General features: G+C 70.9%; 11 protein-coding genes. 6 read left to right on the forward strand and 5 right to left on the reverse strand.

The window, feature by feature from the left end; genetic code table 11:
• Positions 1-42: 42 nt before the first annotated feature.
• The 3 genes from guaD to ACOYR3_RS06940 all read left to right on the forward strand — a co-directional run bounded on the left by guaD (position 43) and on the right by ACOYR3_RS06940 (position 2,604).
• Positions 43-1,341: a guanine deaminase gene (gene guaD, locus ACOYR3_RS06930; RefSeq protein ID WP_422845729.1), complete on the forward strand. Its 1,299-nt coding sequence runs from the start codon at positions 43-45 to the stop codon at positions 1,339-1,341.
• Positions 1,342-1,417: 76 nt separating this feature from the next.
• Positions 1,418-1,990 (forward strand): dCTP deaminase, encoded by a 573-nt coding sequence (dcd, locus tag ACOYR3_RS06935; protein WP_291485766.1) that lies wholly within the window; start codon positions 1,418-1,420, stop codon positions 1,988-1,990.
• 161 nt (positions 1,991-2,151) lie between these two features.
• Positions 2,152-2,604: a hypothetical protein gene (locus ACOYR3_RS06940; protein WP_422845730.1), complete on the forward strand. Its 453-nt coding sequence runs from the start codon at positions 2,152-2,154 to the stop codon at positions 2,602-2,604.
• Positions 2,605-2,626: 22 nt separating this feature from the next.
• Here the strand turns inward: ACOYR3_RS06940 and ACOYR3_RS06945 are convergent, their stop codons facing one another.
• Both ACOYR3_RS06945 and pcp read right to left on the reverse strand, forming a co-directional pair.
• Positions 2,627-4,318, reverse strand: coding sequence for a diguanylate cyclase (locus tag ACOYR3_RS06945; RefSeq protein ID WP_422845731.1), 1,692 nt, complete (start codon positions 4,316-4,318; stop codon positions 2,627-2,629).
• Between the two features lie 108 nt (positions 4,319-4,426).
• Positions 4,427-5,107: a pyroglutamyl-peptidase I gene (pcp, locus tag ACOYR3_RS06950; RefSeq protein WP_422845732.1), complete on the reverse strand. Its 681-nt coding sequence runs from the start codon at positions 5,105-5,107 to the stop codon at positions 4,427-4,429.
• A gap of 140 nt (positions 5,108-5,247) precedes the next feature.
• On the opposite strand from pcp, the gene ypfJ reads away from it, so the two are divergent.
• From ypfJ to ACOYR3_RS06965, 3 genes are all read left to right on the forward strand, one after another.
• Positions 5,248-6,129 (forward strand): KPN_02809 family neutral zinc metallopeptidase, encoded by an 882-nt coding sequence (ypfJ, locus tag ACOYR3_RS06955; RefSeq protein WP_422845733.1) that lies wholly within the window; start codon positions 5,248-5,250, stop codon positions 6,127-6,129.
• Between the two features lie 57 nt (positions 6,130-6,186).
• Entirely contained in the window at positions 6,187-8,373 is a 2,187-nt protein-coding gene (locus ACOYR3_RS06960; RefSeq protein WP_422845734.1) for a SulP family inorganic anion transporter, read from the forward strand.
• Positions 8,374-8,538: 165 nt separating this feature from the next.
• Entirely contained in the window at positions 8,539-10,023 is a 1,485-nt protein-coding gene (locus ACOYR3_RS06965; RefSeq protein WP_422845735.1) for a DEAD/DEAH box helicase, read from the forward strand.
• A gap of 144 nt (positions 10,024-10,167) precedes the next feature.
• Here ACOYR3_RS06965 and ACOYR3_RS06970 read toward each other — a convergent pair whose 3' ends face one another.
• Genes ACOYR3_RS06970 through ACOYR3_RS06980 form a run of 3 tightly spaced genes read right to left on the reverse strand, consistent with a single transcriptional unit; the run spans position 10,168 to position 12,205 of the window.
• Positions 10,168-10,809 carry a nitrous oxide reductase accessory protein NosL gene (locus ACOYR3_RS06970; RefSeq protein WP_422845736.1) on the reverse strand — a complete coding sequence of 214 codons (642 nt, stop codon included), beginning with the start codon at positions 10,807-10,809 and terminating at the stop codon, positions 10,168-10,170.
• Between the two features lie 5 nt (positions 10,810-10,814).
• Complete coding sequence (locus ACOYR3_RS06975; RefSeq protein WP_422845737.1) at positions 10,815-11,393, reverse strand: nitrous oxide reductase accessory protein NosL; 579 nt, start codon at positions 11,391-11,393, stop codon at positions 10,815-10,817.
• Entirely contained in the window at positions 11,390-12,205 is an 816-nt protein-coding gene (locus tag ACOYR3_RS06980) for an ABC transporter permease (RefSeq protein WP_422845738.1), read from the reverse strand. Before ACOYR3_RS06980 ends, ACOYR3_RS06975 begins: the two co-directional genes overlap by 4 nt.
• Positions 12,206-12,448: the final 243 nt, after the last annotated feature.

Raw genomic sequence — 12,448 nt, forward strand, 5'->3', positions numbered from 1 at the left:
GCGGTATGCGCACCGGTGCGGCGGCCCGCTAAGCTAGCGCCCATGCATGTCTACCGTTCCGCCCTTTTGCGCTTTGCCGACGACGGCACGGCCCTGTATGACGAAGACGGCCTGCTGGCCGTAGGCCCCGACGCCGCGGGCCGGCAGCGGGTGCTGGCGGCGGGCGCGTGGCGGGCGCTGGCGCCGCAGTACGCCGGGGTGCCGGTGCAGCACCTGCCCGGCCGCATCCTGGCGCCCGGCTTCGTGGACATGCATGTCCACTTCCCGCAGACCGATGTGATCGGCTCGCCCGCCGAGGGCCTGCTGCCCTGGCTGGAGAACTACACCTTTCCGCACGAGGCCCGCTTCACCGACGCCGCGTACGCGCAGCAGGTGGCCCAGGTGTTCATCGACGAGCTGCTGCGCAATGGCGTGACGACCGCCCTGGCCTTCGCCACCTCGCACCCGGTGTCGGTGGACGCGCTGATGGGCGCGGCGCAGCAACGCCAGCTGCGGCTGGTGACCGGAAAGGTACTGCAGGACCGCCATTCGCCCGACGGCGTGCGCGACCGCACCGAGGAAAGCCTGGTCGACACGGAGGCCCTGATCCGGCGCTGGCACGGCGTGGACCGCCTGGGCTATGCGATCACGCCGCGCTTTGCACCCACCAGCACGCCGGAGCAGCTGCGGGGTGCCGGCGAACTGGCCGCGCGCTACCCGGACGTGTGGATCCAGTCCCACGTGGCCGAGAACCGCGACGAGATCCGCTGGGCCCGCGAGCTGTTTCCCGGGTCGCGCAGCTACCTGGGCGTGTACGACGATTTCGGCCTGATGCGCGAACGCGCCGTGTATGCGCACTGCATCCATTTCGACGATGAGGACCGCGCCCTCATGCGCGCCACCGGCGCGGTGGCGGCCGTCAGCCCGACCAGCAATCTCTTCCTGGGCAGCGGCTTCTTCGACTACGCTGGCGCCGACCGCGTGGGTTTCGGCCACGGCCTGGCCAGCGACGTGGGCGGCGGCACGAGCTTCAGCCCCTTCCACACCATGCTGGCCGCCTACTACGTGGGCCGGGAAGGGCAGACCAAGCAGGGGCTGAGCCTGTCGCCCGAGCGCCTGTGGTGGCTGCACACGGCCGGTGCCGCCCAGGCCCTGGGGCTGGGCGGGGTGGTGGGGAACCTGCAGCCCGGCTGCGAGGCCGACTTCCTCGTGCTCAACCCGGCGGCCACGCCGCTGCTGGCGCGCAAGACAAGCCAGGCAAGCAACCTGGCGGAGCTGTTGTTTGCGCTGATCGTACTGGGCGACGACCGCGTGGTGGAACAAACGGTGATTTCTCAAGCAAAATACGGCTCCCGCGCTTGATGGTCAAGCGCGAATAGCTACGTATTTAATAGCATCATGCCTGCAATGACGCAGGTGGCAGCGCAGGAGTGCACCGATGAGCATCAAGAGCGACAAATGGATCCGCCGCATGGCGGCCGAGCACGGCATGATCGAGCCCTTCGAGCCCGGCCAGGTGCGCGAGGTCGAGGGTCGCAAGATCATCAGCTACGGCACCAGCAGCTACGGCTACGACATCCGGTGCGCTCCGGAATTCAAGGTCTTCACCAATATCCATAGCACCGTGGTGGACCCCAAGCACTTCGACGAAAAGAGCTTCGTCGATTTTGAAGGCGACAGCTGCATCATCCCGCCCAACAGCTTTGCGCTGGCGCGCACGGTGGAGTATTTCCGCATCCCGCGCAACGTGCTCACCATCTGCCTGGGCAAGAGCACCTACGCCCGCTGCGGCATCATCGTCAACGTGACCCCCTTCGAGCCCGAATGGGAGGGCTACGTGACGCTGGAATTCAGCAACACCACGCCGCTGCCCGCGCGCATCTACGCGGGCGAGGGCTGCGCGCAGGTGCTGTTCTTCGAGAGCGACAAGGACGACGTCTGCGAGGTCAGCTACCGCGACCGCGGCGGCAAGTACCAGGGCCAGATCGGCGTCACGCTGCCCAAGGCTTGAAAGCCTCTTCGCAAGCGCTTCGGTGCGGGCTGCGGCCCGCTGCGCCGGCGTCCTACACCGCCATGGCCGCTTGGCTGAAGTGCAAGCGCAGGTAAGTTTTTTAGCATCCGTGTCACGCTCGGGCAACATGCTCGGGCAATGATTGTTCGGAAGGACCTGCCATGCTGACCTTTGCCCCTCCCTCAGGAAACCCGTCGCTTATCGCCTGGATGGGCGCGCTGGCCGGTCCGCTGGTGGCGCGCTGGTCTCCTGCTGCGGAGCCCGCAGGCGCGGGGCAGCAGACGCCGGGCGTCGCCCCGGGGGCGGAAGGCGTCGCCGCTCCGGGCGGGCCGCGTTGGGATGCCGCTGAACCTGCGGGCACGCCGCCGTGCCACTACTGGCCCTGCGAGCGCCTGGACGCCTTTATCCTGCAAATGGCCGCCCACGGCCACTGCGTGAATGCCGCAATGATGCTGGGCCACCGGCCCTATGCGCAGATGCAGCTCGCCAAGGCGCAGCTGGTGCCCGACCCGGCCTTGAACGCATTGGCCGCGCAGCTGCAGGCGTACTTTGATGCGCCGCCCGCGGCGGCCGCTGCGCAGGCGGCGGCTCCTGCGGGCACCCGGCTGTCGTGAGGACGGTCGCGTTGCGCACGGTTCACGCTTCCGTGCAGACCCGGTTGCGGCCCTGCCGCTTGGCCTCGTAAAGGGCGGCGTCGCTGCGCCGCAGCATGTCCATGCCCGTGTCGTCCGCGCCGTGCATCGTGGCGACCCCGGCGCTCACGGTAATGCGGCCCACCACCGGGTCTTCGCGCTCGGCCATGGCTGTGAGCACGGCCTGCGCAATGGTCCGTGCGCCGTCCAGCCCGGTGTCGGGCAGCAACAGCACGAACTCCTCGCCGCCCAGCCGTGCGACCACGTCCGAATGGCGCAGCCGCAACTCCAGGGCCCGTGCCAGCTGGCGCAGCACTTCGTCGCCGGCCTCGTGCCCGTAGGTGTCGTTCACGCGCTTGAAGTGGTCCACGTCCACCGCCACCACGCTCAGCGGGCGCCGGGTGCGGCGGGCCAACGCCAGGGCAAACGCCATTTGCGGTTCAAAGCCCCGGCGGTTGAGCAGGCCGGTGAGGGCGTCGGTGCGGGCCTGCAGGTCCAGGGCGCGGTTGGCGCTCTCCAGCTCCAGCGTGCGCAGGCGCACTTTTTCTTCCATGGCCTCCCGAGCTGCCAGCAGCCGGTTGGTCATGCGGTCCAGCGCGGTGGCCAGGGTGCGGACTTCGCGGCTGCTGCGCGCCTGCGGAATGTGCCCGCCGGGCTTGCCGCTTTCAATGGCACTGGCGGCGTCGGCGAGCGCGTACAGATCCTCGCTGAGCCGGCGCGCGACCACCCACGCGAGCCCCGAGGCCAGCAAGGCCGCCGCCAGCCCCAGGGCCAGCGCCTTGCGCACCGTGTGCCGCGCCTCGGCAAAAGCCAGCTCCACCGGCTCGCGTGCCACGACGCGCCACCCCAGGTCGCTCGCGCGGCTGCGCGGCTTGAGCGCCGCCGTGGCGGTGAGGTACTGGCGCCCGTCCTGCCACTGCGCAACGCTGGGGCGGGGCGCCCCCGCTTCCGCCGGAGGGCGGGCCTCCACCGGAAGGCGCTGCCCCGCTTCCTGCAGCGCCCGGGTGCGGCCGCCGGGTGCGTAGATGAGCTGGCCCTGGCGGTCGAACACGAACAGTTCCACCGCGCGGCTGTCGGTGCGCGGGGGGGTCATGCTTTCCATGACTTCGCGCGTCCATTCCCAGCTGCCATGGATGGCAACCACCCCGACGGTGGTGGGCCCCAGGCGCACCGGGGCCGCAAAATCGACAAAGCGGTGGCCCTCGCCGGACGGCAGCGGCGCCAGCAGCCTCTCCAGCAGCACGGCGGGGTGCACGTCTCCAACGTAGGTTCCTTGCAGCCCTTCGCGGAACCAGGGGCGCGAGGCGACGTTGCTCCCCTCCAGCAGGCCGCCCGTGGCGGTCCGCACCACGCCTTGGGCATCCGCCACGCCGATCCAGGCGCTGTGGGGCTGCATGGCCTGGCTGCGCACCAGCATGTGGTGCGCTTCAGGGCTGTCCAGGCCCTGTTTCCACACCACCTCCGCGGCGGCCAGCACTTCGGCCTCGCGGCTGCGCTCCAGCAGTCCGGTGGCCAGCAGCTGGGCGGCGTTTTCGGCCACCACCTTCAGCGCTGCACCGACATCCTGCTCGATGCGGCGCTTGAGCAGTTCGCCGAAGACCAGGGAAAGCACCACGGAAACACCCACCACCAGGCCGGCAAACACCAGCGCCATCTGCGTGCGCAGGCTGTAGTCCGAAAAGCGGGGCCAGTTCATGGTCCGGAGGGCGGCTGAAAGGGGTGGGATTGCAAAAAAATGTCAACTCTACCCTGCAATGCCGTGCGGCGAGGCCGGGCAAGTCCCTGTTGCCCGGCCGTGAAATCTTCAATGCGTGGCGCCGGCCCCCAAGGTGATGTCCGCCGGAGTCAGCACGGCCGCCCACAGGGCCGCGTGGATGCCGCGGACCATGTTGCGCAAGGGCAGGTGGGGCGTGCCCTGCTCGGGCAGCCAGGGCACGTGGACAAAGCCGCCGCGGGCGCCTTCAAGGCCGCTGCCGGGCGCACTCAGCAGGTGCATCAGGCCGTACAGGACGTGGTTGCAGACAAAGGTGCCCGCCGTCTGCGACACCTCGCACGGCACGCCCGCGCGCTGCACCGCGCGCCACATGGCCTTGACGGGAAGGTTGGTGAAATAGGCCGCCGGTCCGCCCGGCACCACCGCCGTGTCGATGGGTTGCTGGCCCCGGTTGTCGGGGATGCGCGCGTCGTTGAGGTTGATGCCAATGCGCTCCAGGGACAGCGCTGCGCGCCCGCCGGCCTGGCCCAGGCACACGGTCAGCGCCGGGCGGTGGGCGGCGAGCAGCGCCTGCAGCTGCTGCAGCGATGCGCCAAAGACCGTGGGCAGCCGGGCCGCGACCACGCGGTGGCCGGCGATGCGCTGCCCGTCCAGGGCCTGCGCAATGAGCAGGCTGGGGTTGTGCTGCTCGCCGCCAAAGGGGTCGAAGCCGGTGAGCAGGATCACCGGCTCGGCCGGCAGGTGCGTGGAAAAAGGAGGGTCGTGGGGCATGGGGTGGGTTGCCGGAGCGGGCGGGGCGGACGGTGCCAAGGCGTCCATTGTGAGAGATCGTGAACCGCCCCGGGGGTGCGCGCGGGACGCGTAATATCGCGCCCACGCCGCTCGCTCGGGGCCGGCACTGGAGATGCAGCATGAAATGGGAAGGCAATCGCGAATCGGACAATGTGGAAGACCGGCGGGACGAAGGCGGCGGCGGGGGCGGCATGCCGGTCTTCGGCGGGCGCAGCATCGGCATCGGCACCATCGTCATTGCGCTGATCGGGGGCTGGGTGCTGGGCGTCAACCCGCTCACCTTGCTCGGGCTGCTCAGCGGCGGCGGCCAGCCGCCCCAGGTGCAAACGCAAGGGCCGGCCCACCGCCCGCCTGCGGACGACAACATGGCGCGCTTTGTCTCCACCGTGCTGGCCGACACGGAGGACGTGTGGCAAGGCGTGTTCCGCCAGGGCGGCGGCAGCTACCAGGACCCGCGGCTGGTGCTGTTTCGGGGGGCCACGCCCACGGCCTGCGGGACGGGGCAGGCGGCCATGGGGCCGTTCTACTGCCCGGCAGACCAGAAGGTGTACATCGACCTGGGCTTCTATGAAACATTGAAGAGCCGCCTGGGCGCCCCGGGCGACTTCGCGCAGGCCTACGTGATTGCCCACGAGGTGGGCCACCATGTGCAGAACCAGCTGGGCATCAGCCGCAAGGTCGACCAGATGCGCGGCCGGGTCAGCCAGGCGGAATACAACCAGCTGTCGGTGCGCCTGGAGCTGCAGGCCGACTGCTTTGCCGGCGTGTGGGCCCACCATGCGCAGAACGCGCGGCAGATTCTGGAGCAGGGCGACGTGGAGGAAGCCATGAACGCTGCCGCCAAGATCGGCGACGATGCGCTGCAGCGCGCCAACGGCGGTGCCGTGGTGCCCGAGAGCTTCACCCATGGCACCAGCGCGCAGCGCCAGCGCTGGTTCCACAACGGCCTGGAGAACGGCAGCGTGAAGGCCTGCGACACCTTCGGGGCCCGCGGCCTGTAGCACGCGCCGCCTCCCGGGCCTTGCGGCGCGGGGCGCTCCGTCCTTTGATTCAGGCCCTTGTCCAGGCAACCCGTCTCCACGCTTTCCGCGCCGCCGGCTGAGGCCCAGACCCGCGGCGGGGCGCAGCCGTCGGCGCCGCCCGCTTCGGCCGCCACCGCCGCGTGGTCGGCCGTGGCCGTCACCGTGCCGCACGCGGTGGGCCTGGGCCTGCTGGCGTTTGCACCGCTGGCGGGCGAGCACTCGCTGGCGGCGCTGGCGCTGTGGTCGGCAGCCTTGCCGGGGCTGGTGCTCACCGCGGTGGTTCCGCGCGCCGGGGTGGTGTATGCGCCCACCACCGTGGTGGCGCTGCTGTTTGCCGCCGTGCTGGCCACGGCGCACGGTGCCGCCGGGGCGCTGGGGCTGACAGCCCGCCAGGTGCTGGCCGTGGCGGGCGCGACGGTGGCGCTGGCCTTTGTGTTCCAGTGGTTCCTGGGGGTGCTGCGGCTGGCGTCGATGGCCCGGTTCCTGCCGGTGTCGGTGACCCACGGCTTCGCCGCCGGGGTCGGGTTGTCCATGGTGCTGGGCCAGGCGCGCAACGGGTTCGGAGCCGGCGCCGCTGCCGTGTGGGACGCGCGCACCGGCTGGCACGCGCTGGCCGCCCTGGCCGTGGTGGCGCTGGCCTGGGGGCTGCGGCGGCGCTGGCCGCGCATGCCGGGGCTGCTGTCGGCCGTGGCCGTGGTTGCGGCCGGCGCAGCGCTGGTGGGGACCTGGAGCAGCGCGGCAGGCGCCGTGCTGACGCCGGCCGTGCCGCCCAGCACCTTTGCCGGGCCGCTGTGGCCGGACTGGACCGGCATCCCGTGGATGGTGCTCGTGCAGCGGCACGGCGCGGACCTGGTGCTGCTGGCCCTGCTCATGGCGCTGGTCAACAGCCTGGAAATCCTTGTCTTCCACCAGGAGCTGGAGCTGGACCATGGCTTGCGCTGCGATGCCAACCACGCGCTGCGCCGCGAAAGCCTGGTGGGCGCGCTGTGCGGGCTGGCGGGGCTGATTCCCGCATCCACCAGCGCGTCGCGCTCGCGCATCGTGCTGGCGCAGGCCGGAGCCTCGCGCGAGGCCCCGCGCTGGCACGCCGGTGTGATGCTGGGGGTGGCGCTCACGGGCGCCTGGTGGCTGCACTGGGTGCCCATGGCCTGCCTGGCGGGCGGGCTGGTGCTGGCGGGGCTGATGCAGGTGCCCCGCGTCATGTGGTCGCTGCGCTATGCGCGCCGCTCCCGGGTGACGTGGGCGCAGAGCTGGCTGGTGGCGCTGGTGTTTGCGGTGGCGGGCGGCGTGGGCGCCCTGGTGGCCGGGCTGGTGGTGGCCACCTTTGTGCTGCTGCACGAGTCGGCCTCCAAGGTGCTGCGCCATGTGCGGCTGGACGGCGAGCTGCGCTCGCGGCGCCTGCGGCGGGCGGGCTCGGACGGCTGGATCGCGGCGCGCATGAACCAGGTGGCGGTGTTCGAGCTGCAGGGTGTGATGTCCTTCGGGGTGGCGGCGCACCTGGCCGAGCAGGTGCGCCTGCTGCTGCAGCCGCGCCACCGCTGGGTGATTCTGGACGCCAGCCGGGTGCCCAGCTGGGACAGCACGGCCCTGGCGCAGCTGCGGGCGCTGGTGCGCGACCTGGAGCAGCGCGGCGTTGCCGCCGCCGTTGCGGCGCTGGACCCGGTGGCAGCGGAGATCGGGGGCGAGCACGTGCGGGCCTTTGCCGACCTGGACCGGGCCCTGGAGTGGGCCGAGGTGGGCATCCTGGCGCAGCGCCCCCTGGAGCAGCGCCCTGTGCGCGCGGAGCGCGACCCGCTGGGCGAGACCGGCGAAGGGCTGCCCAAAGCCGCTGCCGAGGCGCTGATCGCGCGCCTGCGCACCGTGGCCGTGCCGCCCCATGGGCTGGTGTTCCTGGACGGCGACACCGACCGCGACCTGCTGGTGGTGAAGTCGGGCCACATCGCCCTGGTGACGCAATGGCCGCCCGAGAAGGGCCTGCGCCTGGCCACCGTGGGGCCGGGCATGGCGTTTGGCGAGATGGCGTTTCTGAGCGGCGCCGCCCGCACCGCCTGTGCAGGGGCCGAGCGCGGCCCCGCGCACCTGGTGCGCCTGTCGCGGGCGGACTTTGACGCCTGGGCCCGCGACTACCCCGGCCCGGCGCTCACGGTGATGAATAACCTCGCCCAGATCGGGGCGAGGCGTCTGAGCGCCACCACACGCCAGCTGCGCGCGGTGCTGGAGTAGGATTCTTGATCAAAAAGTGCTCTGGCGCTTATGGATAAAGCGCAAGCAGCTATAAAAATAGTAGCATTCCATGCGCTCCGCCGGCGCAGCGGTGCGGGCGCCCACCCCGCCGCCGAGCGGCCGGAAACACGCTTGCAAGGCGGCGGTGCGACAATAGCGGGCTAAATGACAAGTTCCTTTTCCAATTTATCGCTGGCAGAGCCCTTGGCGCGTGCCGTGGTCGAGATGGGCTACCAGTCCATGACGCCCATCCAGGCGCAGGCCATTCCGGTGGTGCTCACCGGCCAGGACGTGATGGGTGCCGCACAGACCGGCACCGGCAAGACGGCCGCGTTCTCGCTGCCCCTGCTGCAGCGCCTGCTCAAGCACGAGAACAGCTCCACCTCCCCCGCGCGGCACCCCGTGCGCGCCCTGGTGCTGCTGCCCACGCGCGAACTGGCCGACCAGGTGGCTCAGCAGATTGCGCTGTACGCCAAATACACCAAGCTGCGCAGCACCGTCGTGTTCGGCGGCATGGACATGAAGCCCCAGACCCTGGAGCTGAAAAAAGGCGTCGAGGTGCTGGTGGCCACCCCCGGCCGGCTGCTGGACCACATCGAAGCCAAGAACGCGGTGCTCAACCAGGTGGAGTACGTGGTGCTGGACGAGGCCGACCGCATGCTGGACATCGGCTTCCTGCCGGACCTGCAGCGCATCCTGAGCTACCTGCCCAAGCAGCGCACCACGCTGCTGTTCAGCGCCACCTTCTCGCCCGAGATCAAGCGCCTGGCCGGCAGCTACCTGCAGAACCCCATCACCATCGAAGTGGCCCGTCCCAACGAGACGGCTTCCACGGTGGAGCAGCGCTTTTATTCCGCCTCGGACGACGACAAGCGCCGGGTCATCCACCAGGTGCTGCGCGACCGGGGTGTCAAGCAGGCCTTCGTGTTCGTGAACAGCAAGCTCGGCTGTGCGCGCCTGGCCCGCAGTCTGGAGCGCGAGGGCCTGAAGACGGCCGCGCTGCACGGCGACAAGAGCCAGGACGAGCGCCTCAAGGCCCTGGAAGCCTTCAAGCAGGGCGAGGTCGACCTGCTGGTGTGTACCGATGTGGCCGCGCGCGGCCTGGACATCAAGGACGTGCCCGCCGTGTTCAACTTCGACGTGCCGTTCAACGCCGAGGACTACGTGCACCGCATCGGCCGCACGGGCCGCGCCGGGGCATCGGGCCTGGCGGTCACGCTGGTGTCGGGCAGCGATGCGCGGCTGGTGGCCGACATCGAAAAGCTCATCAAGAAGAAGATCGACCTGGAAACCCTGCCGCTCGACGACGACCGCCGGGGTGCGGCCCGCGGTGGCGAGGGCATCAGCCGCGGGTGGCGCGATGGCGCCGGTGCGCCGCGCCGCGAACGTGAGCGCGAACCGCGGGAGGGGCGTGAAGGGCGCGAAGCCCGTGAAGGCCGCGAACCCCACCGGGGCTTCCGCCCGGCCGTCGCCTCGCGCGACCCTTTCTTCGAAAAGCCCTACGAGCCCGCACCGACCGCTGCAGCTGCCCCCGCCTGGGAAGCGGCCGCCAAGTCCCCGGCGCGCAGCAGCATCTCGGCCAACATCAAGCCCAAGCGCAAGGTGGCGGCCCTGTTCAAGGCCGTGCAGCCGGAATCGCCTCCGCAGTGAGGTGAGACGCCCCGGGGCCTGGGGGTGGCTTTCGGGGAATTGCGGGGCTTTTTGGAGCCTTGAAGGCCCCCAGCGGCCGTCCAGCAAGCGCGGGCAGCTATATTTTTGGTAGCGGTCTGCGCAACGGGTGCGCACCGCATCGGCTCAGTGCGCCGCGTGGGCCGGCCGCCGCGCAGGGGCCAGCGCCCGCAGCAGGCCGGCATCCACCCCATCCCACCGCAACAACCGCCCGCCCCGGGCCTGGGCAAACCGCGCCGCTTCGGCGGGGTGCCCGAACGCTGGCAGATTGCCTGCGCGCATCGGCCCCAGGGCCGACGAGCCGGCGACGTACGTTGCCTCCAGGGCCGGCACCCATGCGCCCGTGCCCGTGTCCGTCACGTAGCGCGCCACGATGGCCTCGGCCGTGCGCCCGCGCGTGTAGTGCCCCACGTCGCGCAGGTACAGCATCAGGCTCAGCGGCGAATCGAAGAAATGCGCATCCCCGTCCGCGAAGATCACCTGCGCCGCCCAGGCGCGGGCGCGTGCGGGGAACATGCCGCACACCGGGCAGCGGGCGTCGGCCGGCACCTCGCGGGCCGCCTCGGGCGGGAGTCCGGAGGCGGGGTTGTACGGCGTGGGCGGCGCGACCACGCACACGTCGTCCTCCATGGGCGCCGGCGCCCCGGCCGCGCCGCGCAGCGGCCAGCGCCAGGCCGCCACGGCGGCGCTGCCGCCCAGCAGCAGCGCAGCGATAGCCGCCCGCCGGGTGGGGCGGCGCGGGGGTGCAGCGGGGGCACAGGCGCGCATGGCGGTCACATGCGCGCGTCGTGCTGCGCGCCGCCGCTCAGGTCCACCATGGCGGGCGTGATCTCGGCAAAGCGCAGCACCTTGCCGCCGTATTCGGCCGCAAACTTTTTCGCATCGGCCTCTTGGGCAAAGCTGCCGATGGTGGGGCCCATGGAGCCGTGGCGCTTGCCGCCCACCACGTAGAGGGCGCCCTTGGCGTCGATCCAGTGGCCTTGGGGCGCGTCCCAGTCGGCCTGGCCCATGTCCTGCACGTACACGGCCTGCACGGCGCGCACCTGCTCGCCGGCCAGCAGCGTGGCGAACAGCTCCACCGTGTCGCAGAAGAACGAGGGCTTGTCCTGCCCGGCAAAGCGCACCTGGGCCTTGGGGCCGGGGTAGTCGGCCAGCAGCATGCCGTCCAGTTCGCAACTGGTGGTGCGGTCAAATTCCACGGGCTGCAGCGACTGCGCGCCGCGGTCCGCCTGGCTGCAGCCGGCCAGGCTTCCCAGGCCCGTGAGCGCGCCCAGCGACGCGAGGGCGGCCCAGCCCAGCAGCTGGCGGCGGGTGGTGCAGCCGCACCGGGGTTGGTAAAGAGGGGTCGTCATGGTTTGAATCTCCAGCCCGCCAGACCCAGGGGCACCACGATCCAGCCCGCCATCACCGCACCCATCAGCCATGGCTTGGCCAGGGCGGGGGGCACGATGCTGGTCAGGCCGTACAGGGTGCGCACGTCTTCCAGCGAGAACACGTTGAGGATGCGGAACACGTCCGCGGGGTTGAGCAGCAGCAGATAGGCCATGGCCTCGCCGCCCACGCTGCCGCCCGTGGCCACCAGGGCGCCCAGCAGCAGCAGGTCGAACACCAGCACGAAGAAGAACCAGGCGGCAATCGCCAGGCCCGAGGCGCGCGTGCGCTCGTGCGTGAGCACCGACAGCAGCACCGCCAGGCTCAGGAACGCCAGGCCCAGCAGCACCGAGCTGAGCATGAAGCCGCCAAAGTGGAACAGCGCGGCCGCGCTGAACTGCCGCACCAGCAGCACCGCCACCAGGCCAAAGCCCGCCAGCGTGGACAGCGTGAGCGCCGCGGCCAGGCCCAGGTATTTGCCCAGCAGCAGCTCCAGCCGCGTGAGGGGCAGCGACAGCAGCAGGTCGAGCGAGCCGCGCTCGCGCTCGCCCACGATGGCGTCAAAGCCCAGCAGCAGGGCGATCAGCGGGATCAGGTAGATCACCAGGCTGACCAGGCTGGCAATGGTGAACTCGATGGAGCGAAAGCCCACCGTGCCCTGCTGCGCGCCGCCAAAGTAGGCAATCGCCAGCGAGAACACGGTGAACACCAGCGCCACGGCCAGCACCCAGCGGTTGCGCATGCGGTCGCGGAACTCCTTGCCCGCGATGGTGAGGATTTGGGTGATTTCCATGTCAGCGGCTCCTGCGGAGGGATGAGGGCGGTGTCACTCCCTCTCTCCTTGCGGGAGAGGGCCGGGAAGAGGGGGGGCAGCGGGCGCGGCGTGGGCGCAAGCCCCCTCTCCCCAACCCCTCTCCCGCGAGGGGCGAGGGGTTGGTGCGCTGGACCAGCGGCGGTTGGGTGGGCACACGCTGCCGGGCGCGCTTCCCTGCACGTGACGCCGCGCGGGTAGGTTCCTTCCCTGGCGCGGCGGTGC

Source organism: Acidovorax sp. M2(2025) (genome assembly GCF_049330835.1).
Classification (GTDB): Bacteria; Pseudomonadota; Gammaproteobacteria; order Burkholderiales; family Burkholderiaceae_C; genus Acidovorax.

Coding starts and splice junctions, on each gene's coding strand:
- guaD (WP_422845729.1), top strand. CDS start 43: ATGCATGTCTACCGTTCCGCCCTTTTGCGCTTTGCCGACGACGGCACG.
- dcd (WP_291485766.1), top strand. CDS start 1,418: ATGAGCATCAAGAGCGACAAATGGATCCGCCGCATGGCGGCCGAGCAC.
- ACOYR3_RS06940 (WP_422845730.1), top strand. CDS start 2,152: ATGCTGACCTTTGCCCCTCCCTCAGGAAACCCGTCGCTTATCGCCTGG.
- ACOYR3_RS06945 (WP_422845731.1), bottom strand. CDS start 4,318: ATGAACTGGCCCCGCTTTTCGGACTACAGCCTGCGCACGCAGATGGCG.
- pcp (WP_422845732.1), bottom strand. CDS start 5,107: ATGCCCCACGACCCTCCTTTTTCCACGCACCTGCCGGCCGAGCCGGTG.
- ypfJ (WP_422845733.1), top strand. CDS start 5,248: ATGAAATGGGAAGGCAATCGCGAATCGGACAATGTGGAAGACCGGCGG.
- ACOYR3_RS06965 (WP_422845735.1), top strand. CDS start 8,539: ATGACAAGTTCCTTTTCCAATTTATCGCTGGCAGAGCCCTTGGCGCGT.
- ACOYR3_RS06970 (WP_422845736.1), bottom strand. CDS start 10,809: ATGCGCGCCTGTGCCCCCGCTGCACCCCCGCGCCGCCCCACCCGGCGG.
- ACOYR3_RS06975 (WP_422845737.1), bottom strand. CDS start 11,393: ATGACGACCCCTCTTTACCAACCCCGGTGCGGCTGCACCACCCGCCGC.
- ACOYR3_RS06980 (WP_422845738.1), bottom strand. CDS start 12,205: ATGGAAATCACCCAAATCCTCACCATCGCGGGCAAGGAGTTCCGCGAC.